This is a genomic window from Mesorhizobium sp. M0998, assembly GCF_040318885.1.
GTDB lineage: Bacteria > Pseudomonadota > Alphaproteobacteria > Rhizobiales > Rhizobiaceae > Mesorhizobium.
This window is the reverse complement of record NZ_JAMYND010000026.1, coordinates 62,115-88,156: the sequence shown is the minus strand read 5'-3', so window position 1 is coordinate 88,156 and position 26,042 is coordinate 62,115. Positions and strand designations below refer to the sequence as shown.

At 63.7% G+C, this 26,042-nt stretch carries 38 protein-coding genes and 1 tRNA gene; 16 read left to right on the top strand and 23 right to left on the bottom strand.

The window, feature by feature from the left end:
• Window positions 1-420: helix-turn-helix domain-containing protein (locus NKH59_RS23050; protein WP_353023178.1), on the bottom strand; the 420-nt coding region annotated here is incomplete at its 3' end.
• Window positions 421-780: 360 nt separating this feature from the next.
• On the opposite strand from NKH59_RS23050, the gene NKH59_RS23045 reads away from it, so the two are divergent.
• On the top strand, window positions 781-1,413 hold the full coding sequence (locus NKH59_RS23045) for an HAD family hydrolase (protein WP_352821537.1): 633 nt from the start codon (window positions 781-783) through the stop codon (window positions 1,411-1,413).
• Between the two features lie 22 nt (window positions 1,414-1,435).
• On the opposite strand, the gene NKH59_RS23040 is transcribed toward NKH59_RS23045, so the two are convergent.
• From NKH59_RS23040 to ureC, 8 genes are all read right to left on the bottom strand, one after another.
• A complete protein-coding gene (locus NKH59_RS23040) occupies window positions 1,436-2,203 on the bottom strand; it encodes a class II aldolase and adducin N-terminal domain-containing protein (RefSeq protein WP_353023176.1) in 768 nt (255 codons plus the stop codon).
• An 82-nt stretch (window positions 2,204-2,285) separates the two neighbouring features.
• Entirely contained in the window at window positions 2,286-2,927 is a 642-nt protein-coding gene (gene ureG / locus NKH59_RS23035; RefSeq protein WP_352709115.1) for an urease accessory protein UreG, read from the bottom strand.
• Window positions 2,924-3,364, bottom strand: a complete 441-nt coding sequence (locus NKH59_RS23030) for a DUF3995 domain-containing protein (RefSeq protein WP_352474738.1) — start codon at window positions 3,362-3,364, stop codon at window positions 2,924-2,926. The genes ureG and NKH59_RS23030 overlap by 4 nt, the downstream gene beginning before the upstream one ends.
• Window positions 3,361-4,056 carry an urease accessory protein UreF gene (locus tag NKH59_RS23025; protein ID WP_502908715.1) on the bottom strand — a complete coding sequence of 232 codons (696 nt, stop codon included), beginning with the start codon at window positions 4,054-4,056 and terminating at the stop codon, window positions 3,361-3,363. Before NKH59_RS23025 ends, NKH59_RS23030 begins: the two co-directional genes overlap by 4 nt.
• The gene (locus NKH59_RS23020) at window positions 4,043-4,618 is read right to left on the bottom strand and encodes an urease accessory protein UreE (protein WP_353023172.1); all 576 of its coding nucleotides are present in this window, start codon (window positions 4,616-4,618) and stop codon (window positions 4,043-4,045) included. The genes NKH59_RS23025 and NKH59_RS23020 overlap by 14 nt, the downstream gene beginning before the upstream one ends.
• Before the next feature lie 57 nt (window positions 4,619-4,675).
• A complete protein-coding gene (locus NKH59_RS23015) occupies window positions 4,676-5,266 on the bottom strand; it encodes a hypothetical protein (RefSeq protein WP_353023170.1) in 591 nt (196 codons plus the stop codon).
• Window positions 5,267-5,380: 114 nt separating this feature from the next.
• A complete protein-coding gene (locus NKH59_RS23010) occupies window positions 5,381-6,157 on the bottom strand; it encodes a hypothetical protein (protein ID WP_353023168.1) in 777 nt (258 codons plus the stop codon).
• Between the two features lie 8 nt (window positions 6,158-6,165).
• Entirely contained in the window at window positions 6,166-7,878 is a 1,713-nt protein-coding gene (gene ureC / locus NKH59_RS23005; protein ID WP_502908714.1) for an urease subunit alpha, read from the bottom strand.
• Between the two features lie 179 nt (window positions 7,879-8,057).
• Between ureC and NKH59_RS23000 the strand changes: the two genes are divergently transcribed.
• Both NKH59_RS23000 and NKH59_RS22995 read left to right on the top strand, forming a co-directional pair.
• The gene (locus NKH59_RS23000; protein WP_023677006.1) at window positions 8,058-8,441 is read left to right on the top strand and encodes a hypothetical protein; all 384 of its coding nucleotides are present in this window, start codon (window positions 8,058-8,060) and stop codon (window positions 8,439-8,441) included.
• A gap of 126 nt (window positions 8,442-8,567) precedes the next feature.
• Complete coding sequence (locus tag NKH59_RS22995) at window positions 8,568-9,062, top strand: hypothetical protein (RefSeq protein ID WP_353023167.1); 495 nt, start codon at window positions 8,568-8,570, stop codon at window positions 9,060-9,062.
• A gap of 26 nt (window positions 9,063-9,088) precedes the next feature.
• On the opposite strand, the gene NKH59_RS22990 is transcribed toward NKH59_RS22995, so the two are convergent.
• From NKH59_RS22990 to NKH59_RS22975, 4 genes are read right to left on the bottom strand one after another with little or no spacing between them, the layout of a single operon-like run.
• A complete protein-coding gene (locus NKH59_RS22990) occupies window positions 9,089-9,394 on the bottom strand; it encodes an urease subunit beta (protein ID WP_353023165.1) in 306 nt (101 codons plus the stop codon).
• A gap of 29 nt (window positions 9,395-9,423) precedes the next feature.
• On the bottom strand, window positions 9,424-9,681 hold the full coding sequence (locus tag NKH59_RS22985; RefSeq protein ID WP_352492190.1) for a DUF1272 domain-containing protein: 258 nt from the start codon (window positions 9,679-9,681) through the stop codon (window positions 9,424-9,426).
• A gap of 19 nt (window positions 9,682-9,700) precedes the next feature.
• The gene (locus NKH59_RS22980; RefSeq protein WP_023677011.1) at window positions 9,701-10,003 is read right to left on the bottom strand and encodes an urease subunit gamma; all 303 of its coding nucleotides are present in this window, start codon (window positions 10,001-10,003) and stop codon (window positions 9,701-9,703) included.
• 28 nt (window positions 10,004-10,031) lie between these two features.
• The gene (locus NKH59_RS22975) at window positions 10,032-10,853 is read right to left on the bottom strand and encodes an urease accessory protein UreD (RefSeq protein ID WP_502908713.1); all 822 of its coding nucleotides are present in this window, start codon (window positions 10,851-10,853) and stop codon (window positions 10,032-10,034) included.
• A 223-nt stretch (window positions 10,854-11,076) separates the two neighbouring features.
• Here NKH59_RS22975 and NKH59_RS22970 point away from each other — a divergent pair, with 223 nt between their 5' ends.
• The 3 genes from NKH59_RS22970 to NKH59_RS22960 all read left to right on the top strand — a co-directional run bounded on the left by NKH59_RS22970 (window position 11,077) and on the right by NKH59_RS22960 (window position 13,385).
• Window positions 11,077-11,331: an acyl carrier protein gene (locus NKH59_RS22970; RefSeq protein ID WP_023677013.1), complete on the top strand. Its 255-nt coding sequence runs from the start codon at window positions 11,077-11,079 to the stop codon at window positions 11,329-11,331.
• 4 nt (window positions 11,332-11,335) lie between these two features.
• Window positions 11,336-12,544 carry a beta-ketoacyl-[acyl-carrier-protein] synthase family protein gene (locus NKH59_RS22965; RefSeq protein WP_352455913.1) on the top strand — a complete coding sequence of 403 codons (1,209 nt, stop codon included), beginning with the start codon at window positions 11,336-11,338 and terminating at the stop codon, window positions 12,542-12,544.
• Between the two features lie 136 nt (window positions 12,545-12,680).
• Window positions 12,681-13,385, top strand: a complete 705-nt coding sequence (locus NKH59_RS22960; protein WP_352920043.1) for a glutathione S-transferase family protein — start codon at window positions 12,681-12,683, stop codon at window positions 13,383-13,385.
• 21 nt (window positions 13,386-13,406) lie between these two features.
• Here NKH59_RS22960 and NKH59_RS22955 read toward each other — a convergent pair whose 3' ends face one another.
• The 4 genes from NKH59_RS22955 to NKH59_RS22940 all read right to left on the bottom strand — a co-directional run bounded on the left by NKH59_RS22955 (window position 13,407) and on the right by NKH59_RS22940 (window position 15,656).
• Window positions 13,407-13,535: a hypothetical protein gene (locus NKH59_RS22955; protein WP_302893450.1), complete on the bottom strand. Its 129-nt coding sequence runs from the start codon at window positions 13,533-13,535 to the stop codon at window positions 13,407-13,409.
• Window positions 13,522-13,782, bottom strand: coding sequence for a hypothetical protein (locus tag NKH59_RS22950; protein ID WP_352920046.1), 261 nt, complete (start codon window positions 13,780-13,782; stop codon window positions 13,522-13,524). The genes NKH59_RS22955 and NKH59_RS22950 overlap by 14 nt, the downstream gene beginning before the upstream one ends.
• A 70-nt stretch (window positions 13,783-13,852) precedes the next feature.
• Window positions 13,853-14,473 carry a nucleoside triphosphate hydrolase gene (locus NKH59_RS22945; protein WP_352539906.1) on the bottom strand — a complete coding sequence of 207 codons (621 nt, stop codon included), beginning with the start codon at window positions 14,471-14,473 and terminating at the stop codon, window positions 13,853-13,855.
• 76 nt (window positions 14,474-14,549) lie between these two features.
• Complete coding sequence (locus NKH59_RS22940) at window positions 14,550-15,656, bottom strand: hypothetical protein (protein WP_353023163.1); 1,107 nt, start codon at window positions 15,654-15,656, stop codon at window positions 14,550-14,552.
• Between the two features lie 251 nt (window positions 15,657-15,907).
• Between NKH59_RS22940 and NKH59_RS22935 the strand changes: the two genes are divergently transcribed.
• Complete coding sequence (locus NKH59_RS22935; RefSeq protein ID WP_352970250.1) at window positions 15,908-16,798, top strand: D-alanyl-D-alanine carboxypeptidase family protein; 891 nt, start codon at window positions 15,908-15,910, stop codon at window positions 16,796-16,798.
• Window positions 16,799-16,831: 33 nt separating this feature from the next.
• Here the strand turns inward: NKH59_RS22935 and NKH59_RS22930 are convergent, their stop codons facing one another.
• Window positions 16,832-17,638, bottom strand: coding sequence for an AraC family transcriptional regulator (locus NKH59_RS22930; protein ID WP_352920058.1), 807 nt, complete (start codon window positions 17,636-17,638; stop codon window positions 16,832-16,834).
• 202 nt (window positions 17,639-17,840) lie between these two features.
• Here NKH59_RS22930 and NKH59_RS22925 point away from each other — a divergent pair, with 202 nt between their 5' ends.
• The 5 genes from NKH59_RS22925 to NKH59_RS22905 all read left to right on the top strand — a co-directional run bounded on the left by NKH59_RS22925 (window position 17,841) and on the right by NKH59_RS22905 (window position 20,945).
• Window positions 17,841-18,761: a zinc-binding dehydrogenase gene (locus tag NKH59_RS22925; RefSeq protein WP_353023161.1), complete on the top strand. Its 921-nt coding sequence runs from the start codon at window positions 17,841-17,843 to the stop codon at window positions 18,759-18,761.
• A 163-nt stretch (window positions 18,762-18,924) separates the two neighbouring features.
• Window positions 18,925-19,001, top strand: a tRNA-Arg gene (locus NKH59_RS22920).
• Between the two features lie 246 nt (window positions 19,002-19,247).
• Window positions 19,248-20,237, top strand: coding sequence for a DUF2332 domain-containing protein (locus NKH59_RS22915; RefSeq protein WP_352474762.1), 990 nt, complete (start codon window positions 19,248-19,250; stop codon window positions 20,235-20,237).
• A 226-nt stretch (window positions 20,238-20,463) separates the two neighbouring features.
• Entirely contained in the window at window positions 20,464-20,673 is a 210-nt protein-coding gene (locus NKH59_RS22910; protein ID WP_352474763.1) for a hypothetical protein, read from the top strand.
• 38 nt (window positions 20,674-20,711) lie between these two features.
• Window positions 20,712-20,945, top strand: a complete 234-nt coding sequence (locus tag NKH59_RS22905; RefSeq protein ID WP_352474765.1) for a hypothetical protein — start codon at window positions 20,712-20,714, stop codon at window positions 20,943-20,945.
• Between the two features lie 106 nt (window positions 20,946-21,051).
• Here NKH59_RS22905 and NKH59_RS22900 read toward each other — a convergent pair whose 3' ends face one another.
• The 4 genes from NKH59_RS22900 to NKH59_RS22885 all read right to left on the bottom strand — a co-directional run bounded on the left by NKH59_RS22900 (window position 21,052) and on the right by NKH59_RS22885 (window position 23,305).
• A complete protein-coding gene (locus tag NKH59_RS22900; protein WP_352474772.1) occupies window positions 21,052-21,366 on the bottom strand; it encodes a hypothetical protein in 315 nt (104 codons plus the stop codon).
• Window positions 21,367-21,439: 73 nt separating this feature from the next.
• Window positions 21,440-22,192, bottom strand: coding sequence for a cytochrome P450 (locus NKH59_RS22895; protein WP_353023160.1), 753 nt, complete (start codon window positions 22,190-22,192; stop codon window positions 21,440-21,442).
• The gene (locus NKH59_RS22890) at window positions 22,077-22,727 is read right to left on the bottom strand and encodes a cytochrome P450 family protein (protein WP_353023158.1); all 651 of its coding nucleotides are present in this window, start codon (window positions 22,725-22,727) and stop codon (window positions 22,077-22,079) included. The genes NKH59_RS22895 and NKH59_RS22890 overlap by 116 nt, the downstream gene beginning before the upstream one ends.
• Before the next feature lie 50 nt (window positions 22,728-22,777).
• Complete coding sequence (locus tag NKH59_RS22885) at window positions 22,778-23,305, bottom strand: metallophosphoesterase (RefSeq protein ID WP_352456007.1); 528 nt, start codon at window positions 23,303-23,305, stop codon at window positions 22,778-22,780.
• A 228-nt stretch (window positions 23,306-23,533) separates the two neighbouring features.
• Between NKH59_RS22885 and NKH59_RS22880 the strand changes: the two genes are divergently transcribed.
• The gene (locus tag NKH59_RS22880) at window positions 23,534-23,863 is read left to right on the top strand and encodes a hypothetical protein (RefSeq protein ID WP_353023156.1); all 330 of its coding nucleotides are present in this window, start codon (window positions 23,534-23,536) and stop codon (window positions 23,861-23,863) included.
• A 101-nt stretch (window positions 23,864-23,964) separates the two neighbouring features.
• On the top strand, window positions 23,965-24,513 hold the full coding sequence (locus NKH59_RS22875; RefSeq protein ID WP_353023154.1) for a DNA-3-methyladenine glycosylase: 549 nt from the start codon (window positions 23,965-23,967) through the stop codon (window positions 24,511-24,513).
• A gap of 36 nt (window positions 24,514-24,549) precedes the next feature.
• Here NKH59_RS22875 and NKH59_RS22870 read toward each other — a convergent pair whose 3' ends face one another.
• Window positions 24,550-24,972, bottom strand: coding sequence for a DUF3606 domain-containing protein (locus tag NKH59_RS22870; RefSeq protein WP_353023152.1), 423 nt, complete (start codon window positions 24,970-24,972; stop codon window positions 24,550-24,552).
• Window positions 24,973-24,995: 23 nt separating this feature from the next.
• Between NKH59_RS22870 and NKH59_RS22865 the strand changes: the two genes are divergently transcribed.
• The gene (locus NKH59_RS22865; protein ID WP_352539895.1) at window positions 24,996-25,514 is read left to right on the top strand and encodes an EF-hand domain-containing protein; all 519 of its coding nucleotides are present in this window, start codon (window positions 24,996-24,998) and stop codon (window positions 25,512-25,514) included.
• 170 nt (window positions 25,515-25,684) lie between these two features.
• Window positions 25,685-26,026, top strand: coding sequence for a hypothetical protein (locus NKH59_RS22860; protein ID WP_353023150.1), 342 nt, complete (start codon window positions 25,685-25,687; stop codon window positions 26,024-26,026).
• The last annotated feature ends 16 nt before the right edge of the window (window positions 26,027-26,042 follow it).

Here is a 26,042-nt window from a genome sequence, read left to right as displayed (position 1 = left end):
CCCGACCCCCCCCCGCGCCCGCGGACCCCCCCCGCCCCCCCCCCCGCCCCCGCGCCCCCCCCCCCCCCCCCCCCCCCCCCGCGACCGCAGCCGCCGTTCGATCTCGGCCGCCGCCGCCTCGGCGACGCCGATGACGGTGGAGGAAGAAGAAGGGTCGCTCGGCACCACCTCGACCAGATCAAGCGCAAAGCGCGATTTCAGCCGTGCCGCAAGGTCGAGGCAATTGGCGATCGGATGGTCGACGCGCACCTTGATCAGCCCTTCGGAGACTGCGAGCGACACCAGCCGCTGCGCCGTCTGCCGCGAGATGCCAAGCGTGGCGGCGATCTGGTCCTGGGTGTTGCCTGCGACATAATAGAGCCAGCCGGCACGCGCCGCGTCGTCCAGCCTGTTGCCGCCGCTGTCCTGCCGCGAATTCAAGTTCCTGCCTCCCAACCCCGCCGAGCAAAAGAGGCGGAGCGCAGTAGTTTCGCAGGGAATGAACTTGCGCGCAATTGCCTATTGTAAGAGCAATTGCTTAGTGATGAAACTTGGTATTTGGAGCGAAGTGACAAGTCGACCCAGTCTCGTTGCAACAGCAAGGCTGTCGAGGTTGCACCAATCCCGGTTCTAAAGCGCGTTGCGTTCGATCGGCCTCATGCGACGCGTTTTAGGTTCCTTTTTATGCATGTCATCATCGCAAAACCGCTGCACACTTTGCGCGACATGCATTAGCGGGGACGCGGCGGTTTATCTCGCGCGCTAAACGCTTTAAGGAATTTTTTGAGAATGGAGCCTTGCATGACGCCGAAAGCGGTTTTCTGGGATATGGACGGCACGCTGGTCGACAGCGAGCCGCTGCACGAGGCGGCGCTGATTGCGGCGCTGCACAGCGTCGGCATCGCGCCGCCGGCCGACCTGCATGAGCGCGTGCTCGGCATCGCCGCATGGCCGGTCTACGAAATGCTGCGCGACGAGTTCGGCCTCGACCTGCCTTTCGACGACTGGATCGTGCGCAAATACGATCACTATCTGCCGATGGCCGAAACGCTGACGCCACGCACCGGCGCGATCGAGATTTTCAATGAGCTGCGCGCGCTTGGCGTGCCGCAAGCGGTGGTGTCCAACTCGGACAGACTGATCGTCGATGCCAATCTGCGCGCCGTAGGCCTCGTATATCCCGGCATGAAGACGGTCAGCCGCAACGACGTGCGTGAAGGCAAGCCGCATGCCGAACCTTTCCTGCGCGCCGCCTGGTTGGCCGACGTCGATCCCGCCAAGGCCGTGGCGGTCGACGACAGCGTGACCGGCGCCACGGCGGGGCTGGCAGCGGGAATGAAGACGATCTTCTGGCCGGAGGTGCCCATGGAAGGACCGCCGGGGGCGATTGTCATCAACAGCGCCGACGAATTGCGGGCTCAGTTGGGGCTTTAAGCCAGGCTCGGCCGGACCGCGCTCAACTCCGGTAGGCAGGCTCCTGCTCGTCGAGGATCGCCTTCAGTTCGGAAAGGTGGCGCTCGGCCTGGCCGGGATAGTCTTCCTGTTCCGTTGCCGCTTTCTCCGCGATCTCATCCGACAGTACCCGCAGCGGCCGGCCGGTCCACAGCGCCTTGATATAGGTTTCGGCGGCGCGCTCGAAATAGAACATGCGGTTGAAGGTGTCGGCGACGCTGTCGCCGATGACCAGCACGCCATGGTTGCCCATCACCATCACCTTGACCTTCGGGTCGACAAGAAGCTGGGAGCAGCGCTCGCCCTCTTCCTCGAAGGCCAGCCCGCCATAATGAGCGTCGACGACATGGCGGTTGAAGAAGATCGCCGAGTTCTGGTCGACCGGCGGCAGCGTCGAGTCGGCGAGCGAGGCAAGCACGGTGGCGTGGATCGAGTGAACATGCATGACGCAGCGCGCATGACGCACGTTGCGATGGATGGCACCATGCAGGCCCCACGCCGTCGGGTCAGGCGCATTCGGGCCGACCAGCGTGTCGGGATCATTGGCGTCGATCAGAAGCAGATCGCTCGCCTTGATGCGCGAGAAATGCACCTGGTTGGGGTTCATCAGGAATTGCGAGCCATCGTCGTTGACCGCCAGCGAAAAATGATTGGCCACCGCCTCGTGCATGTTGAGCCGCGCCGTCCAGCGGAAGGCGCAAGCGAGATCGACGCGCTCCTCATAGAACGGCAGGTTGGTCAGCACTTCCTTCTGCAGGCGGGCGATGCTCATCGTAACCTCTGTGAAGAGGCGAGGATGCCGCGCGACTGGAACGCGCGCAACCGGTTTCGTTTGGTGCAGGCGAACGCGATTGCTATGCCGCCGTGCTGGTGGCAGTGCCAGCTCTCAGCCCGCCATGCTCGACGATGAAATCTATCACCTCCTGAAGCCCCTTGCCGCGCGACAGGTCGGTGAAGCCGAACGGCCGTTTGCCGCGCATGCGGGCAGCGTCGCGTTCCATGATGTCGAGATTGACGTTCACATAGGGCGCAAGGTCGCTCTTGTTGATGACCAGGAAATCGGACCGGGTGATCGCCGGTCCGCCCTTGCGCGGAATCTCCTCGCCTTGGCAAACCGAGATGACATAGAGCGTCAGGTCGGCAAGGTCCGGCGAGAAAGTGGCGGCGAGGTTGTCGCCGCCCGATTCGATGAAGACGACATCGAGATCCGGGAATTTTTTGGTCATCTCGGCGATCGCCTGCAGATTGATCGAGGCGTCCTCGCGAATGGCGGTGTGCGGGCAGCCGCCGGTCTCGACGCCGATGATGCGATCCTCAGGGAGCGCCTGCAGCCGGGCCAGCATCATGGCGTCTTCCTTGGTGTAGATGTCGTTGGTGACGACGGCGATCGAGAACTCGTCACGCAGCGCCTTGCAAAGCTTTTCGGTGAGCGTCGTCTTGCCCGAGCCGACCGGACCGCCGATGCCGACGCGAAGAGGACCGTTGGGTGATATCATGCGGGGAACTCCGTGAGGGCAAGAATGGCAAAGCCAAGCCCGATCAGCAGGCACAGCGGCGAATAATAACGCAGATCGAGCCGCACGAAAGGCTGCTCGGGCGTCAGCCGGCGCCACCAAGGCGTGAAGCCGGCAATGCCGCGCGCCAGGAAGACCAGTGCGATGAGCAGCGCTGTGGCGGCGAGCCCGGCCTTGGGAAAGGGCGTGGCAAACACGCCTTCGAGCGCCATCGGCCACAGCGTCGCCAGGCCCAGGCATGCGGCGACGGCGAAGCTGGCGAAGGGCGCCGGCATTTCGTCGACGCCACGGAAGCCGACCACCGCGCGGGCGCAGGAGGCAGCGTCCCTGCCCGGCCAGATGCCGCCAATGCCCCAATAAACATGCAGTGCTGTGATCAACAGCAGGACGAGCGAGAGGGCGAAAGCGAGGACGATCATGAGCGGAACAGCCGCGAATACTGGGCCTCGTGCTTCATCGCCGTGACGTCGGAGATGAAAGCGCAGCCGCCGAGATCATCGAGGGTCGAGCCGGCAGCGCGGTCGGCCGTGGCCAGGGCAAGCGGTTCGAAGGCGGCCAGTAGCGTCATCGCGGCACTCTGGCCAGCGATGCCAAGCCGGATCGCAGCCTGGACGAGATTGGAGAAGAAGGCCTGCAGAAAGGCCGCCAGGGCGTCCCGCAGCGCAATGCCGTGATCGCCGGCAACGGCGCCGACGGCAACGCAATAGGCACATTCGGCCGGCAGGCGATCCAGCACCTGGCACGGCCAGGCGATGGCCGCCTTCAGGAAAGCAGCGCCCTGCAGCATGGTCTCGGCATGGCGCTCGCGCGAGCCTGCCAGAGCTTCTGCAAGGGCGACGATTTCATCGAGATCGCCGGTTTCGTGCGCCCTGCGCCAGCTTTCGGCAAACAGCACCGCATCATTCCAGCCCGAACCCATCTCGACCAGCGTTTCCAGCCACGCGGCGAGCTCTTTGCTGTCGGCAACCAGCCCGGCATGCACGGCTTGCTCGAGACCATGGCTGTAGGAAAAGCCGCCGACCGGGAAGGAAGGCGACAGCCACGCCATCAGCCGCAACAAAGCAATATTGGAAGGCTGGGCAACGTCGGAAGGCTGGTCAGTCATGGTCATGGTCGTGCGAATGGCTATGGGAATGCGATTCGCTATGGGTATGGGAGTGCGCTTCGGCATGGCTGTGCGCATGCGCCTCGGCGTGAGAATGGCCATGGCCGGAATAAGCGCCGCGCACCGGCTTGAATGGCTCGGAGACGTCGCTCACCGTGGCGCCCAGCCCTTCCAGCATCGCCTTGATGACATGGTTGCGCAGAATGAGGATTCGGCCAGCCTCGATGCTTGCCGCGAGATGACGGTTGCCGATATGCCAGGCAAGTTCGGCCAGATGGACAGGGTCGCTGGCCCTGATATCGTAGAGCGGCTCCTCGGCCGCGATGATCTCGATGTGGCGGCCATCCTCCAGCACCAGCCGGTCGCCATGGTTCAAGGTCACCGGTTCGGGCAGGTCGACCAGCACCTTGTCGTTACGGGCCGTTTCGATGGCGCGACGGCGCAGATGCCGCTCGTCATGGGCAAGCACCGCACTGTCGTATGGCGTGGTGGTTCCGGCTTCGCCTGCGGCCAGGACGGAGACGGCGCGCGGGAATTTGGTGAAGTCGGTGCGAATATCGAGCTTCATGTAAAAACTGCCTCTCCCAAAAAGCCTAGCCTATCGCGTCCGCCGCCCCAATGGGGCTCAGACGATCGTGTCGAAGAGCCGCAGGATGAACGATATCTGATAGACGAGCGCGCCGGCGACAAAGGCGATGTGAAAGCGGCGGTCGCGCAGCAGGATCGCAATGACGCAAAGCGCGACGAAAACCGGCGTGCGGATCAGATATTCGACGCCGAAATGGGCGAAATGCTCCGGCCCTTTCAGCAGCGTATCGATCACGTCGAGCAGATAGGTCGCCGCCAGCAGGCCGAAGAACCAGGCCCGGCGCGAATAAAAGAAATCCTCATAGCTGGTGTAGTCCAGCATCGAATCCGGAAACAGCAGCGCGCAGAGCAGGAACAGCGTGACGGCGTAGAAGATGATGAACAGGTATTTGCCGAAGGTCCAATTCTCGATCTGGAACAGGCCGAACTCCCACCACCAGAAATGCACCAGCAAAAGCACCGACGCAACCCAGGCGAGGTGCACGGGATAGAGCCGGTATTGGCCGGGATGCTGGACGATGCGGGCGACCCCCGACAGCAGGCGGGTGACGCCGAGGCCGATCACCATGCCCAGGACGATGCGGATATGCGGGAAAATGTCGTGGGCGTAGGGGAGTTGCGGGTCCATAGGCCTGGCGCGGCATGTTCTACATTTGGCGTTCTAGATTGTGATCTGAAAAGTGAAAACCGGTTTCTGCTGCGCTGACCTGCCGTTCGAATCTTGAGTCCGTTGAGACCTTGGCTATTGGTGCGCCGCAAGCAGATCGGATGAAATGGACGGGGTCTGCGCCAGATACTTCGTTGCCTTGCGAAAATAGGCCAACGGCCCGGAATCCAGATACTCGCGCGCGTCCTGTATTCCCTGACCGCGCGCCTGGATGAACAGCGCCAGCGCAAAGGCGCGTTCCGCTGGCGACAGATAGCCTTGTCGCTCGAAGGACCAGCCTTGCGTGCCGGTGGCGGTGTCGCGGTACTGAGTGAAACTCGCCGCAGTGTTGGAATTGAAGATACCAAAGCCGAAGAAGGTGACCGCGAGATCGGTTGCGAACTCCTCCATCTCGGTGCCGCCCGGCGGTTCTTCAGGCACCGAGAACAGCAATGGATGACAAATCTCATGCGCGAACGTCGTAATGAGCTTCATGGGCTTGGGAACGATCGCCGAATTGTAGGTGATTGTCATGGCACCGCCCCGGGACACGGAGAAGGTCCCGGCAGGCTCCCGCGGCGCGTCCTGAAGGACCTGAAGCGGTCCCAAAACCGGATCGATTGAATCTTCCTGTGGCACGAGATTGAAGCAGGCCGCATCGATGCCAAAATATGCCGCCACCTGCCCGAAATAGTGCGATGCAGCGGCGTGCCCCTGTTCTTCAGAGGGGGTGAAAAATGCTCGTGTTGGCAAGATCAGCGAACGTTTGCGCAGCGCGGCTGCCCCGCCGAAATGCCTGAGCAGCCAACCCCAGCAATCGAGCTGCCACTCCTCGTCGTCGGCGTCCAGCGGGGAGCTTGTGCGCCAGAACACGCATCACCTCAAAACAAAAAGTACCTTTGCGCCATCGGTAGCACGGTTGCTGGCTCGCAGGTCAAGAGTTCGCCGTCGGCGCGGACCTCATAGGTTTCGGGGTCGACCTCGACATGCGGCGTGGCGGCATTGAGCACCATCGAATGCTTGCCGATGCCGCCGCGGGTGTTTTCGACCGCGACCATCTGCTTGTCGACGCCGAGCCTGCCGCGCAGGCCGGCGTCGAGCGCGGCCTTCGAGACGAAGGTCACCGACGAATTGGTCATCGCCTTGCCGTAGGCCCCGAACATCGGCCGGTAATGCATCGGCTGCGGCGTCGGGATCGAGGCGTTGGGATCGCCCATCGGGGCGGCGGCGATCATGCCGCCGATCAGCACCATGTCCGGCTTGACGCCGAAAAAGGCCGGATTCCACAGCACGAGGTCGGCGCGTTTTCCCACCGCCACCGAGCCGATGTCCTTCGACAGGCCATGCGCGATGGCCGGATTGATGGTGTATTTGGCGATGTAGCGGCGGACGCGGAAATTGTCGTTGTCGCCGGTCTCCTGCGGCAGCGAACCGCGCTGCCGCTTCATCTTGTCGGCGGTCTGCCAGCAGCGGATCGCCACTTCGCCGACACGGCCCATGGCCTGGCTGTCCGACGAGATGATCGAGAAGGCGCCGATGTCGTGCAGAATGTCTTCGGCGGCGATGGTTTCCTTGCGGATGCGGCTCTCGGCAAAGGCGATATCTTCGGGGATCGACGGCGACAGATGGTGACAGACCATCAGCATGTCGAGGTGTTCGGCCAGCGTGTTGACCGTGTAGGGGCGGGTCGGATTGGTCGAGGACGGAATGACGTTGGGCAGGCCGCAGACCTTGATGATATCAGGTGCGTGGCCGCCGCCGGCGCCTTCGGTGTGGAAGGCATGGATGGTGCGGCCCTTGATCGCCGCGACCGTGTTTTCGACGAAGCCGGACTCGTTCAGCGTGTCGGTGTGGATCATCACCTGCACGTCGTAATCGTCGGCGACCGACAGGCAGCAGTCGATTGCAGCCGGCGTCGTGCCCCAGTCCTCGTGCAGCTTCAGCGAGCAGGCGCCGGCGAGCACCATCTCCTCGAGCGCGGCAGGCAGGGACGCGTTGCCCTTGCCCGACAGGCCGATATTCATAGGGAAGGCGTCGAAAGACTGGATCATGCGCGCCAGATGCCACGGCCCAGGCGTGCAGGTGGTCGCCAGCGTGCCGTGCGCCGGGCCGGTGCCGCCGCCGAGCATGGTGGTGATGCCCGACATCAGCGCTTCCTCGATCTGCTGCGGGCAGATGAAGTGGATATGCGCGTCGAAGCCGCCGGCGGTCAGGATCTTGCCCTCGCCGGCGATGATCTCGGTGCCGGGACCGATGATGATGGTGACGCCGCCTTGGGTATCCGGATTGCCGGCCTTGCCGATCGCGGCGATACGGCCGTCCCTGAGGCCGATATCTGCCTTGACGATACCGGCGGTGGCATCGACGACCAACGCATTGGTGATGACGGTGTCGACCGCGCCTTGCGCGCGCGACACCTGGCTCTGGCCCATGCCGTCGCGGATGACCTTGCCGCCGCCGAACTTCACCTCCTCGCCGTGAAGAGTGAGATCCCTTTCGACCTCGATGAACAGCTCGGTGTCGGCGAGCCGGACCTTGTCGCCGACGGTCGGGCCGTACATCTGCGCATAGGCGGCGCGGGTGATTTTAGCCATCAGCAATTGCTCCCGAAATACAGCCCGAAAATACCGCTTGTCGAAGCCGGGCCCCACATTGCCGCCATCCTATGGTCACGCAATGACCCGCTGAGCGACACTTTCCGATCCCATTTAGCGTTTGAGGTGGCCGGGCCACCCCAAAACGACCATTTGCCAATCGATGGAAAGGAACATCCATGCGCAAAACGACCCTTCTGGCAGCCGCCGCCACGCTGGTGCTCGCAACCGCCGCCAGCGCCCAGCAACAGCCTGCGCAGCAGCCCAGTCCGGCGCCGGCTGCGCCTGCTCCTGCCGCGCCCGGGGCGCAGCCGCAGGCGCCCACCATCCAGGCGATCAACGTCGTCGATATCAAGGATCTGCCCGCGGACACTCAAGCCAAGGTCAACGAGGTGATCGCCAAGCGCAGCGATGCCGACCTGCAGAAACTGCGCGGCTCGATCGACGCGACACCGCAGGTCAAATCCGCACTCGAAGCCAAGGGGCTCACCTCGGCGCAGGTGATCGCCGCCAGCATGAGCACCAATGGCGCGCTGACGCTGATCACCAAGAAAGCGAGCTGACGAGACGAGGCGGCGGGCCGGCGCCCGGCCAGCCCGCCGCATCGCAAAGGGAACCTTCACGGGGGACGTTACGTTTCGGTCCTGTCGCCCTGACACGAGCCTCGAATAGGACCCTGAGAACGAGCGATGGCGATCACCACCTTCTCCGACACCAGATGGCTGCATGGGATTGCCGCGACCGCGTTTCTGGCAGCCAGCATTCCGCACGCCGCGCTGAACGCGCAGAGCCTCGACAGCGCCGAGACCGTCAACCGGATCGTCGGCTCGGAGGTCGGCCAGGAAGAGACCCAGACAAATGCGGAAGCCGGCAAGGTCAGTTCGGCGATCGACCGCACGCGTGAAAACATCGCCGCCGTGCGCAAGACATCCAAGCTCGACAAGGTCGATATCGTGTTTCTTACCGATGCCGCGCGCACCGAAGGCGGCCCGCCGCCGGTGATCGAAAACAAGGTCAGGCAACATCGGGACGACATCGCCGAGTTGCGCAAGGAGATCGAGGCGAACGCATTGCTGTTCAACGCCATCGATTCGCGGCGAGTGCAAACCGAGGACGTTCTGGCGGTGGAATTCGACGATCCGGGAAAGGTCGTCATCTATGCGGCGGCCAAGCCGCCCGGCTGAGCCGAAACTGCTCGACGCCTTCGATCTCACAGCGCGCCCATGATCTTCTGCTGAAATCCGTAGACCTCGCGCTTGCCGCCGAACGGCACCAGGGTAACGTCGCGCTCTTGGCCGGGCTCGAAGCGCATGGCGGTGCCGGCAGCGATGTCGAGGCGCATGCCGCGGGCCTTGTCGCGATCGAATCTCAGTCCCTCATTGGTCTCGAAGAAATGATAATGGCTGCCTACCTGGATCGGCCGGTCGCCGCTGTTGGCTACCTTCAAGGTGACCGTCGCCAGACCCTTGTTCAGTTCGATCTCGCCGCCTGCCGTGATGATTTCGCCGGGGATCATTGATTGCCTTCCGTTTCACGGTCGCAGGATCAGGCGGCCTTGCGGGCCGGACCACAGCCTTCTGCCTTGAGGACGCGCTTGGTGGAGGCCGGATATTTCTTCAGCAGCGCTGCCGGACGGATCGGGCGGGCCGAGAAGTTGCCGCCGCAATTCGGACAGGCGCCGCCGAGCACGTTTTGTGCGCAGTCGGCGCAAAAGGTGCATTCGAAGGTGCAGATCACCGCATCCGTCGCATCGGGCGGCAGATCCTTGTCGCAGCACTCGCAGTTGGGACGCAGCTCAAGCATTTTCCTCTCCTTGGGGGTGTTATCTGATCGGCTCGTGCACGGTCACCAGCTTGGTGCCGTCTGGAAACGTCGCCTCGACCTGCACATCGTGGATCATTTCTGCAATGCCTTCCATCACCTGGGCCCGGGTGACGACATGGGCGCCGGCCTCCATCAGCTCGGCGACCGCGCGGCCGTCGCGGGCACCCTCGACGACGAAATCGGTGATCAGCGCGATCGCTTCCGGATGATTGAGCTTGACGCCGCGTTCGAGCCGCTTGCGGGCCACGATCGCCGCCATGGCGATCAGCAGCTTGTCTTTCTCCCTCGGCGTCAGATTCATGCTTTTTCCTGCGGTGGCACAATCGAGATCAGAGTGACCATAATTTGGGCAGGCCCGCCCGTCCGTTGAGCAATTCGACAAGCGGCACCAGCCGCTTGCGGAGCTGGTAGCCGTCCTCGGCGAACAGCCTCGCAAGAAGCTTGCCAGATTTCCGCACGCTCCAGAAACTGACGCCGCCCTGGCCGCCGACTATGCCCCGGGCCGGCTCGAGCAAAGCCTCTGCCCGTGGCGACACCATCAGTAGCGTCGCCACGGCGACAGCACCGCCGGCCGCTGCGGGACGGTTCAAGGCGGCCGCAATGTCCGGCCCGATGCGGAACTCCTCTGCATGGAACAGCGCCCCGTCCTGGCGGACGCGCCAGCGGTCGTGGAAATGGCCTTGCGAAGCCCGTTCACCCATGGCCAGGCGGCCGAAGACGGTAGCCTCCAGGATCAGCGCCTCGGCTCCGGTGGCAAGCTCCACGTCAAGGCTGCGGGCAAAGGCCGAGCGGTCGAAGACGATGGTTTCCTGTGGCAGCCAGGCAATGTGGCCGTCTTCCCCGACAGTCAGCTGCACCCGCACTTCGGCGCGGTCGGATGCGGCGCGATAGATTTTCTCGCAGGCCTGCGTTGTTATGGTTGCGGAGGCGCCGGCACCGACATCGACCTCCCAGGCGAGACGGTCGCCACCGGTCAGCCCACCGGCGGTGTTGATCAGGACGGCTTCGAGCGGATCGGCCGAGACCGCCGGCATGCGGATCTTGGCTGAACCGTCCTGGTACAGACGCCGAAGACGCGTGCGGCCTCCGTTCCAGTCGCAGCCAAGCCGCGCGACGCCGGCAACACGCTGGGCCGGCGGCACTGAAGTCAAGCTATATGCGATCGTATCCACGACACCAACGTTAAGCACTGCGGCGGCTTTGTCGATATATAGCTTGTTGCTTGACAGCGTTTCGGTTTCTATAGAGGGAGCCACCTTGGTACGGTCACCGGCGCCTGGCGGGGGTAAAAGGCGACGATGACGACGTAATCGAGGACAAAAGGGGCGCTGATCAGTTGGCGTCGGGAAACGACAGAGTTGGGGAATAAACCGAATGGCTGACCAGCTGGCAAACGATATCATCGCCAAGATCAAGGCTCATGCCGAGCCGGGCGGCGAGGAAATCACCACCAGTACCGAACTGACCGCCCTTGGCATCCATTCGCTGGAACTGACGGAGATCATCTTCGATCTCGAGGAAGAGTATGGCATCGAAATCGAGATGAACACTGTCGATGCCTGGAGCAATCTGAAGAATGTCGGCGACATGGTCGAGGCGGTTCGCGCGCTGATCGCGAAAAAAGCCTGACTGAATGCACAAGCGCGTCGTCATCACGGGCATCGGCGGATTATGCGGGCTCGGCACCAACGCACCGGCAATCTGGAATGAAATGCGCGCCGGCCGTTCGGCAATCGGCGCGATCGACAATCCGCTGCTGCATGATCTGAAGGTCAAGGTCGGCTGCGAAATCAAGGCGCTTCCCGAGCACGGCATCGACCGCAAGCAGGTCGTGTCGATGGACCGCTTCAGCCTTCTGGCGACGATCGCCGCGCGGGAGGCGGCACAGCAGGCGGGATTGAACCCGCACGCCGCCAACACCTACCGGATGGGCACCGTCGTCGGCGTCGGCGTCTGCGGCTGGGAGGCGATCGAAGAGAACTATCGCGCCATCCTGCTCGAAGGCAAGAACCGCGCCGGCATCTTCACCGTCCCGAAAGTAATGCCGGGCGCTGCAGCCGGCCATGTCAGCATGAATCTTGGTCTGCGCGGGCCGGTGTTCGGCATCACTTCTGCCTGCTCGTCATCCAACCACGCCATTGCCTCGGCGGTCGATCAGATCAGGCTCGGCCGGGCCGACGTCATGGTCGCCGGCGGCACCGATGCGCCGCTGGTCTGGGGCATCCTCAAGGGCTGGGAGGCCCTGCGGGTACTGTCGCCGGACACCTGCCGGCCGTTTTCGGCCGACCGCCAGGGGCTCGTGCTCGGCGAAGGCGCCGGCATGGTGGTGCTGGAAACATATGAGCATGCCATGGCGCGCGGCGCCGCCATCCTTGCCGAAATCGCCGGCGTCGGCCTTTCCGCCGACGCCTCCGATATCGTCGCGCCAACCATCGAAGGGCCTGAGGCGGCGATGCGCTTCTGCCTCGTCGATGCCGGGCTCAATCCCGAGGACGTCGACTATCTCAACGCGCATGGCACCGGCACCAAGGCCAACGATCAGATCGAGACGGCGGCGATCAAACGCGTGTTCGGCGGCCATGCCTACAAGCTTTCGGTGTCCTCGACCAAATCGATGCACGCCCACTGCCTCGGCGCCTCCGGCGCGCTGGAAATGATCGCCTGCGTGATGGCGATCCGCGAAGGCATCGTGCCGCCGACCGCCAATTATCGGGAAGCCGACGCCGACTGCGATCTCGACATCACGCCGAACGTGGCGCGCGAACGCACCGTGCGCACCGCGATCAGCAACAGCTTCGCCTTCGGCGGCACCAATGCGGTGCTGGCGGTAAAGGCCGTGTGACCGCACCCCTTGCGGGTCCTTCACCGGGGCCGGCGAAACTTTCCATGCGCATATTGATCGCGCCAGGCGTCGCGCCTAACTCTCTGCGACCCGCCATGACCGTGCCGCTCGGCGCGGTCCCCTACCAGGAGTTTCGATGACCGATCTGTCCGCGTTTCCGATTGCCAGGCGCTGGCCGGCGAGCCACCTCGACCGCATCCAGCTTTATTCGTTTCCGACGCCGAACGGGGTGAAGATATCGATCGCGCTGGAGGAACTTGGCCTGCCTTACGAGCCGCATGCCGTCGATATCGGCAACAACGAGAGCTGGACCCCGGAATTCCTGTCTTTGAACCCGAACGGCAAGATACCGGCGATGATCGATCCGGACGGCCCGGGCGGCAAGCCGATCGGCTTGTTCGAATCCGGTGCCATCCTGCTTTACCTCAGCGACAAGACCGGCCAGCTGGTCCCGGCAGACGCGACGCTGCGTTATGAGACGATCCAGTGGGTGTTCTTCCAGATGGCTTCGATCGGGCCGATGTTCGGCCAAGTCGGATTCTTCCACAAATTCGCTGGGCGCGAAATCGCCGACAAGCGCCCGCTGGAACGTTATCGCGACGAGTCGCGACGGCTGATCGGCGTCCTCGAAACGAGGCTCAAGGGCCGTAGCTGGATCATGGGCGACGATTACACGATCGCCGATATTTCGATGCTTGGGTGGGTGCGCAATCTGATCGGCTTCTACGAGGCGCGGGAACTCGTCGGTTTCGACGATTTCCCCAGCGTGGGCGCATGGCTGGAGCGTGGCCTCGCCCGACCGGCGGTGCAGAGGGGCCTCACCATTCCGGCCAGAAGCTGATCTTACGTCGATTCCGCTCGGCTATTTTGCCTTGGTCCGGGGCTTTGAGCCGCCCTTGCCGACTACGGAAGCAGCAAGCGACGCCGCACCTTTGGCGGTGGCAAGCACGGCACCGGCGGCGACATTGGCCGTTGCTTTAACGGTGCGCATTGCGCTGCCTGCGATCGATCCTCTGCTGCTTGCCGATCTTTTGGGCTTGGGTGCAGCGGCTTTGGCCGCGGCAGGCATCACCTTTTTCGGCGCCGCCTTGCCAAAGCTGGGCTTTGCCGCATCCTTGGGGCGGGCCGCCGCTGCCGGGCCGGCGCTGGTTTTCACTCGAGTGGCTTTTGATCGTGTTGCCCTGCCCTTGGCGGGCGCAGGCTTTCTTGCCATGGTTTCCATCGAACGGTTCCCTCATGGGCACAATTGCCGTGTCCGGGATAACGGCCTGAAACTGTCAAGGTTCCGGCCGGGCGGTTCCTTGCAAGTCACGCCAGGTCGCCGACCACCAGGTCGGCGGGCCGCCGACGGGCAAGCACGCGGTCGATGTTCGGCATATCGTTAGAGGCGATCCAGGCGCGCGCGTCCTCGTCGGAGCGGCCGTGCTCGTGCCATCGCGCCAGCAGTCGGCGCTCGAGCTCGGCGCGCGGCACATCGACGAAGATCGAGAAGTCGAACAGCGGCGCCAGCCGTGTCCAGGGTTCCTCGTCGAGCAGCAGATAATTGCCTTCGACCAGGATGAATTTGGTGTCGGCGGCGACAATCGCAGCGGCGGCGCGCGACAGCTCCATGCTGCGGTCGAAGACCGGGATGGCGATATCCGGCTCGCCGGCGCGGATGCGCTTCAGCAGCGCTTCGAAGCCGGCAAAATCAAAGGTTTCCGGAGCACCTTTTCGCGCGCGAAGGCCGCGTCGATCGAGCACGACGTCATCGTAATGGAAGCCATCCATCGGCACGACTTCCGCCGTGCCTTCCGGCAGCAGGTCGTGCAAGCCTGCCGACAATGTCGACTTGCCGGCGCCGGGCGGACCGGCAATGGCAACGATGAAGCGCGGCGCCTTGCCGGCGCGCTTGAAAATGGCAGCAGCGATATGGGCGATTTCTGACATTGGCCCCCTTACGGTGGTTCTGGCGCATTTTGGCGGCAGTTTTCGAAAATTTCAAACGCCGGATTGTGCCAAGCCTTCAATCGGGCCTGGATTGACCGATCCGCAGGAAATCGCCGTCGAAGCCGACGTCGCGCACGGCACCGTCAGCCGCCAGGATGCGCATGCGGCCCGGCGAGGTCGTGACGTCGTGCGGCGGCTCGCCGGATGGCCATGGCAGTGCGCCGATGACATGGCGGAACGAAAAGCGGCGCCCTTCGGAAAGGGCAAAGGCGGTCGCCACGCCTTCGCGCTTCAGCCAATTGTCGCCGAGCGATGCGGCGTGGCCGACGGCCGTGCGGCCGTCCTCGATGCCGAGCACGCCGCGGTGGCGGCCACTCCAGGGCGCATAATCGCGCCCGCCATTGCTGACCCACAGCATGGTGACCGGCAGTTCGGCCGGGTTCTTCAGCACCAGCAAGAGATCGGCTTCCGCCTGGCGCGCCAGCGCGGTCCAGCCCGGCCCGCCATGATCGGCCTCGACCAGCGTCACGAAGTCCTCACGGAGCTGGTCCATGCGATAGGTGGTCAGGTCAATCGTGCCGCCGTTGGCGGCGGGAAAGCGCGTCAGGTCGGCGGTTCGCGCCGGGTAGGCGAGCAACGAGCGGCCGCGGGCCGGATCGGGCTCCGGCGCCTCACTCGGCGTTGCGGCAAGGCGCTTGGGCGAGAAGGCCAGCCTGCCGCCGGCCGTCATCACCGTCATCGGGTGGTGGGCGACGGGAATGGCGCCGGCGCCGCCGGAAAAGACGTGCTCCTGATAGAGAAAGGGATGATCGTCGCGCAAGGTCAGGATCTTGTCGACGGTTGCGCCCATGACCGGGCGCTGCAAGCGGAAGACGGCGCGCCAGCCGTCGGCTGTTGCCGCGCTGTCGACCACGTCCCAGCGGCTATTTGCCGGCCAGCCATGCAAAGGTGCCGCTTCGACGTCGCTGATCGAGAACGGCGCGCAGAGGAAATCGCCGGACAGGTGGACCGTCCCTTCAGGCAGGTCTTTCGGCAGCATCTCGCGCGGCTCGCCGACCCAGGGTGCGCGATGCAGCGGCTTCAGCCGGCGGCCATCGATATCGACTGTCATGTCGGCGAGATGGCCGACGGCAAGATCGACCGATACCGAAATGCCCTTCGCCGTGATCGTGACCGTATCCATGTGCACCTACCGATTCTGCCAGCCCGATTCTGCCAGCCCGATTCTGGCGGCCCGATTCTGCCGGCGCCAGCAAAGCCCACTCGCCGCCGGTTGCGCAAGCGCGGTGGCCGGCAATTCACATCAGGCGGCGCCACGTCGGCCTGTGGACAGGGCACCGTTCGAGGCCCCGACCGATATTAACCAAATGGACTGTGCCTTTGCGTTAAGATAGCTTCGCGTCGTCTCAGAAACAGCCTGCCTTCGGAACTGACTTGTCCGCCTTCCGGTTCTTTTCGTCCGTCCACAAATGCGTCGCTGTGCTGGCGCTGCTGCTGTTTGCTGCCGGCTGCACGACTGTCACGCCGCCCGACAGCGTGCTGGCGGTACCGGCGCCGCCGCAGAAATATGCCGCCATGGTCATCGATGCCGGCACCGGCAAGACGCTGTTCGAGGTCAACTCGACGGCGCCGCGCTATCCGGCGTCGCTGACCAAGATGATGACGCTCTACCTCCTGTTCGAGGCGCTGGACCAGGGCCGCATCAGCAAGGAGACGCAAATTCCGGTGTCGGACAACGCCGCCCGGCAGCCGCCGACCAAGCTGCGGTTCAGGCGCGGTGAGACCATCGACGTCGATTCGGCGATCCGCGCCATCATCGTCAAATCGGCCAATGACGTGGCGGTCGCAATTGCCGAATATCTCGGCGGCAGCGAAGAGGCGTTCGCCGGCATGATGACCGCCAAGGCGCGCCAGATCGGCATGAGCAGCACCGTGTTCCGCAACGCCTCGGGCCTGCCGGACGGCGACCAGCACACGAGCGCGCGCGACATGGCGGTGCTCGGCATGGCGCTGCACGCCCGCTTCCCGCAGCATTTCCACTATTTCTCCGAAAGCGACTTCATGTTCCGCGGCAGGCTGGTGCGCGGCCACAACGACATGCTCGGCCGGGTGCGCGGCGTCGACGGCATCAAGACCGGCTACATCAGAGCTTCGGGCTTCAACATCGTCACCTCCTATAATGCAGACGGGCACAGGCTGATCATCGTGGTAATGGGCGCCGACAGCGCGCGCCAGCGCAACGACCACGTCGAGGCGCTGATCCAGCGCAGCCTGTTGCCGACCTCGGAGGCAAAGACGCGGCTGCTGTATGCCGAGGAGCAGTGACAGTTGAAGTCCGAGTGTTGACCGCGTACGGGTTCAGGCGACAAACGCAGAGCCGCCGTTTTGCGCGACACTGCTGAGATACTTTGCCGGCGGCTTGCCAAGCGCTTTCTTGAACATGGTGATGAAGGCGGTGACCGATTCGTAACCGAGATCGGCCGAAACCTGCTGCACGCTGGCGCCGGAGGCCAGCTCGCGCATTGCGACGATCAGGTGCAGTTGCTGGCGCCAGCGCCCGAAGGTCAGTCCTGTCTCTTTCACCACGAGACGTGCGAGACTGCTCTCGCTGAGCGCGACGCGACTGGCCCATTCCGCCAGCGTGCTGCGATCGGCAGGATCTTGCGCCAACGCCGCGGCGATGCGCCTCAAGCGCGGCTCGGACGAGATCGGCAAATGCAGCTGCTGGACAGGCATGCGCGGCAGTTCGGATAGCAGTACGCTGGTCAGGAGCTCGCCCCTCGCGTCATCGTCCTCAACGCGATCCGTCAGCTCTATGATGAGCTCGCGCAGCAACGGCGTGATCGAAAGCGTGCAGCACCGGTCCGGCAGGTCGGTAGCTCCCGGTTCGATATAGACGAAGAAAATCCGGGCATTGGCGGTCGCGATATTGCTGTGCTCCATGTCGCCGGGAATCCACACCGCGCAATGCGGCGGCACCATCCACAGGCCGCTGGGGACGCGACATGTGACGCCACCGCCGAGCGCGAAGACGAGTTGCCCTTTGCGGTGGTGGTGGTCCGGCACCTCCGCCCTGGTTTCGGTAACGTCAACGCGCACGGCGATTGCCGGGGCGAGGACATCATCCGGATCGAAAGGCCAGGGGTAGCGGAGAGGCTGTCTCATATTGACTGATTTTAGCGATCGACTACCGAGATATCTAAATTACTCAAACAGGAAAGTCGATAGTTTAGGGATGAGTAACTCAGAAGCCGACAGGCGGGCTTCCATTTAGTCATGCCCTGCTTGCGTTCTGAACGTCGGACCAACAAGCCCGGCGCACGAAAACAGGCTGGCGTCCGCCACGCAGCAAGAAGGAACGATACCAATGCTCGCCTTGGTCACATCTTCCGACAGCGCCACCGGGTTGCGGCTCGCCGAGCTTGGTGAGCCCGAGCCCGCCCCACATGAGGCGCTGGTCTCGGTCCGGGCAGTCTCGCTGAACCGCGGTGAACTGCGCCTGCTCAACGTCCGTCCGAACGGCTGGGTGCCTGGCCAGGACGTCGCCGGAATTGTCGAGCGCGCCGCGGCCGACGGCTCCGGGCCGGCCGTCGGCGCCCGGGTTGCGGCTCTGGTCGACGAGGCCGGGTGGGCCGAACGGGTCGCCGTTCCGACCGACCACCTCGCCGTCCTGCCGGACGACGTCAGCTTCGTCTCCGCCGCCACTGTTCCGGTCGCGGGCACGACCGCGCTGCGGACCGTGCGCCTCGGCGGCGACCTGGCCGGCCAGCGGGTCCTGATTACCGGCGCAAGCGGCGCCGTCGGCCGTTTCCAGATCCAGATCGCCCGCCAGCAGGGCGCGTCGGTGGTGGCGGTCGCCGCTGAACGGCATGCCGACGATCTCCGCGGCCTCGGAGCCGAGCGGGTCGTCGAAACGATCGAGCTGGCCGAAGGACTGTTCTCGCTGATTACCGAATCGGTGGGCGGCGATAGCCTCGCCCACGCGATCGAACGGATCGCGCCCGGCGGGACCGTCGTCATGTTCGGCTCGAGCAGCGGCGAACTCACGCCCATCGGCTTCCGCCAGTTCGTTCCGGGGCACGAAGGTGCGCGGCTGCAGACCTTCGCCTACTACGCTTCCGGTCCGGAGGTTGGCGCTGACATCGCCTCGCTGCTCGCGCTGATCGCAGCCGGCCGGCTCGAAACGCGCGTGGTCATGACCGTACCGTGGCGGGACGTAGCCCAGGCCCTCGACGCGCTGCGGCAGCGCAGCATCAGCGGCAAGACGGTGCTTACCGTGACCGAATGAGCAGGCGGTGGCGCCGGACGGGAGGGTGTCTGTCTCCCCCGGGCTGCTACGGCAACTTGAGCCCGCTGGCGATTGCCCGTTGAAGCCGGCGCCTGCTTCCGCTAAGAAGCCGTGGCTGGCCGGTTTACCGGCTGGTTCGTTTTTGGGATCACCGATCCTGAAGGCACCCGTAGCTCAGCTGGATAGAGCGCTGCCCTCCGAAGGCAGAGGTCACAGGTTCGAATCCTGTCGGGTGCGCCAAATCTCAAATGTCCAACCCGGAGACATGGGTTGCGGTTTATACCGGAGACATGGTGGACCGCACCCCTGGGCGAGACACCAGTTCCCCAGATTTTGGATTGCGCACAGCCTCCTAGCGCAACGGTTAAGCAGGCGACCGCGGCAAGTCCGCGGGGGTCAAGCCTGTGTAAAAACGCCGGGCCTGGCTCCAATCAGATCCGTGGATCGTGTACTGTGATGAGACGTTGGGACCGAGGATCAGCGGATATGGACGAGGAGGGCTTGGCCGAGATCTCAGCCCGATATATTCGCTTCGCCGATACGGAAGCTCGCGGTCGCTCGCCGCTCTACGAGGAGTTGGCTCGGGCAGTCGCTGGGGATCGGGAGGCGCTCGGTTTCCTGTCGACTCTTCCGGACCTAAAGCGGCAACCGAACCTTCTACTTGCAGCGGTGCGTCACCTGTTCGGCACGCCGACAGGGTGGACCGAGCTTCGCCAGGCGCTTCAGGCTAATCCCGACGCTATCCGCTCGCTCATGCTCGAGCGCTCAACGCAAACCAACGAGCCGGGAAGATGCGCCACCCTGCTCCCCGTCCTGGCGCGTTTGCCGCAGCCGCTGGCCCTCATCGAGGTCGGGACCTCCGCAGGGCTCTGCCTCATGCCCGACCTCTACGGCTATGACTACGGACGCAAGGTGATCCGCGCACCTGCGATGGCCTTGGAGCCGCCTGTCTTCCGATGCCTCGCCAGCGAAACAACGCCATTGCCGACGGCCTTGCCGCAAGTCGTCTGGCGGGCTGGATTGGACCTGAGCCCGATAGATGCTTCGGACGACTCGCAAGTCGCATGGCTTGAGACACTGGTCTGGCCGGAACAGACAGCACGGCTTGCCAATCTGCGGGCGGCCCTAAAGATAGCTGCCACAGTCAAGCCTCGGGTGGTGAAGGGCGACCTGCGCGGGAGCGACCTCGTGCAACTCTGCAACGAAGCGCCAAACGACGCTACACTCGTCATCTTTCACACAGCCGTCCTCGACTATGTCTCCGACCTTGGTGACAGAGAAGCTTTCGCCGAGCAGGCGATGCGTCTCGCGCCTTATTGGGTATCGAACGAGTTCCCTCGTGTCTTCCCGTCCATCGCCACACGCGCCGGAACAAGCTGGCCGCCTGGCCGCTTCCTCCTATCTGCGAACGGCTCCCCTGTAGCTTGGACTGACCCGCATGGCGCCTCGCTCGAATGGATCGCGGACGAGGCGTAGGCTATAGGTCGATGCTCGTCTGCCACTGCTTGCGTCTTGAATTCGCGGCAAGCGCCCTTCGGACTTGCTACCGGGCGGTTGAACCCAGGAACAGCGCGTTGGGCGCGCGAAGACCGCATCCGCAGTCGGGAACCACAGCTATCGGCAAGCCGTTTACGCTGCAAACCCGCCTGTCGATCCTCAGAGCCGGGCGAGTTCTCCGAGATCCACAAATTGGAGATTGATCATGACTAGCGCTGCCGACCGCGATCCGCGCCACCACACGCAGAAAATGCAGAAAAAGTTGGAGGAGGTGAAGCAGCACCTTCGCGAGGACATCGAGAAGGTCGATGAGCCGCAGCTGAAGGCGATGTTCGAGACGTCCGCCGAGGTGATCGGCGGTCTCCAGAAGGCGTTCCAGGACTATGAACAGAAGAATGAACCCGCTTGGCGTTAAACGGCTTCTTTGCGGGTAGGTTTCAAAGGAGCGCCCCCGTGCCTGCACCACCTGAAATGGATGTCGTCCTCGAAAAGCTGCCTTTGAGGATCGGCGCCTATATCCCCGACGACTTGCTGGAGGACTGGTTTGCGCCGGGAACCGGCATGAACCCGGTCAGCAAAGAGGCGCTTGCCACCGCCAAGAACTATGGCTGGCGCTTCGAATGCGAGTTCAAGCATTACCCCGACCGCAAGGAGGGCGTGTTCTGGAAGTGGGTGCCGGCGATCTGACCGGCGCTGGACGGTTCATCGTTCCGCGGAAACGCAGAACCTGTCTATCTTATTGTTTGACGCAAATACCGGACGGAAAACCGCTTCACACTTTTCCTGGAATTGCTCAGCCTCCGCCTATCGGCGTCATCACCTTGCCGGTTCCGCCGCATTCGGGGCAGGTGCGGCCGTCGATCATGCCTGACCCTGCACAGCGGCGGCAAATATTCTCGCCAGCGCCTGGAGTGCCTGCGGGGACTTCGTCCGTGTTGGTCTGAGCGGCTTGCCGGGGGTTGCCCTGCAGCTTGTTTCTCAGCCGGGCGACCCAGCCTTCGTCGACCTCGAGCGGCCTGCTGCTGTCGTCCGGCAGGCCTTCGCCGGATTGGCCGATGGTTTCATTGCGCGGCCGGTCGTTCGCGCCTGTCGTGATCTTCTGAGCCATTGCGTTTGCCTTTACGCCTTGCAATTTTCGAACGCCTCAGCTCCGCAGAGGTTCCGGTTCGACCGGCAGCCTTTCAGCCGGGTTTTCGCCGCACATTATCTATCCTGAACCCGGATTTCGGCCGCGCCGGCATGCGGGCAAGCGAGACGGTCATATCCTGATCAGGCACCTGGTAGGCCATCGACCGCGTCAGCAGGCGAACCGCTTCCATGATCAGCGCGACGGTGACGGCTTCTCCGGGGCAGCGATGGGTAGTCGCCGGATCTCCGCCGCCATGCGGGATGAAGTCGAAGCCGTGGGTTTTCCAGCTCAAGCCGCGCTCCGGGATAAATTGGTCCGGCTCCACAAACAGGCGGCGATCGTTGTTGGTGCCGTGCAGGTCGAGCAGAACCCAGTCGCCTTTGCCGAAGCGGTAGCCCTTCCATTCGAAGGGGTGGCGGGCGCGGCCGCCGATGAACGGGAAGAACGGATAGAGCCGGCGAACCTCCTCGGCGAAGGCTTCCAGCCCGTCGTCATCGCCGGCGGCGAACTTATCGTACCATTGGTGGTGCTGGTGAAGCGCCAGCGCCGCAAACATGATGAAGCGGCCGATGGCGACAACCGGCCGGATGATGTTGATGATCTCGACCGCAGCACTGGCAAGATCGAGCGGCATTCCCTCGGCATCGACATATTCGCTGACCAGGCGGACCGGGCTGTTTGCCGGCAAATCAAGCGCGCCGCTTCGAACGCGCCGTACAAGCTCGCCGATAGTGCGTTCGGTCCGGCGTCGCCGCCACAGCGCCAGCATGGTCGACGGCCCGATGCCGCCGGCGTTCTCGACCATGCCGCTGAGCTTGTTCGGCGCGATCCTTGTCGGCGGGGATGCCGGCCCAATCCGCTGCCGCCTGGGTCAGGACGAGGTTTACGGCGTCGAACAGGACGATCTCGTCACGCCGCTGCCAGTCTTCCAGCTGGTCGAGCCAGGCGCGACGGAAGGTTGCGCGGAGCCGCTCGATCTGGTCACTATCCAACAGGATCGACAGGAAAAGCGCCTTGCGGTGGCGGTGAGCGGCGCCGTCGAGCGCCTGGACGCTGCCCTTGTCCTGCAGCAGACGCAGCGTGGTCTGCGGCATCGCGCCAATTCGGGTGAAGTGGTCGCCGCCATAAAACATCTCGGCAGCCTCGGCACCGCGGACGCAGATTGCCGGCCGCAGCATCAGGCGCGTGGCAAAGATGTCGGTGTTCATGCGCCGGCAGCGGGCCGAAATGAAGTCATAGCCTTCGTGCAGCAGGGCCAAGGTGCTATCGAACGCGGCGCGCGGAATGGGTTTTGCGGCATGATTGCCGCCATCGGCATCGATCAGTTCACGTCTGTTCATGGCGTGCTCCCTGGCGTTGAAATTCCTCAACGCACGGCCGGCACTTTCGATCACTCGACTTTTTGACGGCTTTGCCGCGCCGCCCTTCGGCCGCGGCTGGCCAGGATGGTGGTCAGCGTGACCGGACGAAAATCCCAGCTGTCGACGCCGACGTCATACTGGCGCGTGACCGGGGTCAGCCTGCCGTGGGAGTGGCCATGCAGGTCGATCGATTTCCTGCCGATCTGGTTCCAGGTGCGAAAAGGGTAGTGGCAAAGGATCAGCAGGCTGCCGTCGAGCGCCAGCTCCTTGTAGTGTTGCGTGCTCGCCCAACCCGTGGCCTCGATGGTGGCCGCAGCATCGTTGTTGCCGATGATCAAATGCTTGCTGCCATGAAGAGACGCCAGAAGCGACGACACGAACGCGGCCGATCCCCTGGCAAAATCGCCGAGATGCCAGACCTCGTCGTCCGGCCCGACAGTCTCGTTCCAGAACGCAATGAGGGCCCGGTCATGTTCCGCCAGCGAGCCGAACGGGCGGCGGTCGATACGCAGGATGCGCGGGTCGCTGAAATGCGTGTCGGCGGTGAAGTAGATCATGCGCTGGAGCCTGTTTCGAACTGCCGATCTGGGCGCGTGGCGCACCAAGTCCATGTTGCTCTCCCGATGCTTGCTCAACCCGCTCGATCGCCGGTTGTTCCTGGAAGCAGGCCCAGGCGGTTTCCGCTCGTTGGCACTTAGAAACGGGGCGAACTTTGAAACGGGGGAACTTTGAAATGAGACGCAGGTTAGAATGCTTGACGCCGATGCTCTGAAAGGACCTCGACGATGACCGACGCAGCACCTCTTGGGCGAAGCCCGGCTCAGGCGCGGGGCGATATCGACGCCGGGCGCGAAGGGGACAAGACCCCGGGCATCGATCCGGCTGCGGCTCCCATGGAAACGGACGCGGAATCCGCCGGCAACGCTCGGCCGAAGAGCCCTGCCGCGCGCCATGAAACGCCGAAGTTTACCAACCAGGCGAGCTATGCCAATGCGATGCGCCCGCTGACGGATGAGCCCGACGTCCAACCGAGCAGATATGGGCCAGTCATGGTGATTGCCGCCATCGTCGTGCTGGCCGCTGCAGTTTTCATCGTCGCGGCCATGCTGCGCTGAATACAGCCGTTCCAGACCCGCGGCGCAGTGGCTGGACATTTTGCTTCCGGTCCGAGAATTTGTTGTCGCGCCAGGTCCAGGCGCGATCAGTCCGGTGCACGTTGGCTACGAACCATCAATTCTTTGCCCGTGACGCCACCATCGTGGCGCGCGACATGATTGGCGCCTCGCTGCTTTTGCACGGCGTTGGCGGCAGCATCGTCGAGACCGAGGCCTATCGCCCGGATGACCCGGCTTCGCATGCTTTCGGTGGCAGGACGGTGCGCAACGGCGCAATGTTCGGCGCCCCGGGCAGCGCGTATGTCTATCGCTCCTATGGCCTGCATTGGTGCCTCAATGCCGTGTGCCTGCCCGGCAGTGCCGTGCTTATCCGCGCAATCGAACCGCGATTAGGGCTGGAGGTGATGCGGGCCAATCGCCGCGTTGACGATCCCCGGCTGCTTTGCTCGGGACCGGGCCGCCTTTGCCAGGCGCTGGCTATCGACAAATCTTATGACGGTCTGCCGCTGGACCTGCCGCCATTCGAATTCAGGCCGCCGAGCGAAGCCGGCGCCGTTCTGACAGGCCGCCGGATCGGCATTTCCAAGGCTGTCGATGCCGAGTGGCGGTTCGGACTGCGCGACTCGGATTATCTGAGCCGCAAGTTCTGATGCCCGCGGCAGCGGCAGAGCAGTTGCCCCCCGGCATCACTCGTCGGGTTTGCCGAGATGCATGGGTGTCGCCTGCTGGCGGGCTTCCCTGGTCACCTCGTCGGCTCCGGCAGGTGAAATCCCTCGCAACGCTTTCGCGGCTACGGTCAGGCGCCCGCGATCATTGCCGAAGCTCTTGATCAGCTGGCGGACCTGATCGGCGGTGATGCGGTTCTGTTGGGCAAAATACTCGACTTCACGGTCGTCTTCCGCAGCAACGCGGTCGCGCTCGCGGAAATCTCGCTTGCTCTTATCGTCGGCCATTTTTTCCTCCTGGTGGAGCGTCGCATCCATCCATGGCAACGTGGACAACGAGCTTTCGTTGCCGCGATCGGGCGGACTTTTCCGCCGTTGTGCCGACTGCCCAGGAACCATGAGGCGAGCAGCCGGTTTGGCTTGGATGCAGACATATTCGGCCACAATTCATACCGATGGAGAATACGATGACGCTCGCAAGCAAAACCACTGTAATTGTCGCGGCGCTGGCCATGTTGGCCGCGCCGGCATTCGGCCAGACGAGCCCACCTGCGCCCGCCGCGCCGGCACCGGATCGTGGCGCCGAACCGTCGCCCGGAGTGATCGGGCAGAGCCAGGATGCCATGCGCGATATGATGCGCCAGATGATGACTGAGATGCTGGAGGAGAGAATGCAGGAAGATCGCGCGCCCTGGACAGAACGGCGAGGTCCCGACCGCTGGCATCGCGACTACAGGATGGGCCCGCCTGAGCGAGGGTGGGAGATGGGAGGGCGCGGCGGCATTCCACGCGGGATGCATGGCGCGAAGATGCGAATGATGTTCGCCATAGTAGATGCGGACGGCGATGGCGCGCTTTCTCAGAGCGAAGTCCAGGATTTCGTCGGGCGAATATTCAACGCCGTCGATGAGGACGGTGACGGCAGCGTCGACATGCAGGAAATCCGGTCCTTCTTCCACGGAGGCGGCGCCGAGGATCAGGAGTAAGTCTCCTACCGGTCGGCAGGAGGCCTGTCTGGGGCAGCGCGAGCTCGTCGGCCGGGGAGGATAAAAAGTCGCCGGCAACTGGATACCAGGCTGCCAGCCGGGGAGATGCGTTCCTTGGCTGGCCTTGCCGAACGCCGCGGACCAAGCAGACCAGCAGGAATTCATTGGCCATGACAGAGAAAGCTACAGAGAAATCCCCGACCATCGCTCGTATCTGGCGCGGCAGAACCGTGCCTGAAAAGGCGGATGCCTATGAGAGTTACAATTACGAGGCCGGCATCAAGCCGCTGATCGAGAAGGCACTAGGCGTTCAGACCTTTCGCGAGGACACGCCGACCCATTCGGAATTCGTGACGATCTCCTATTGGGAAAACGTCGAGGCGATGGCGGCGCTCACCGGCGGCGATCCGACAAAAATCCACCATCTCGAGCGGGACGAAGAGTTCCTGATCGAGTTGCCGTCGCGGGTGCAGGTGTTGCGCATCCGATCGAGTCACGGGCGGCTGGGATAGGGCAGCGCCGCCCGGT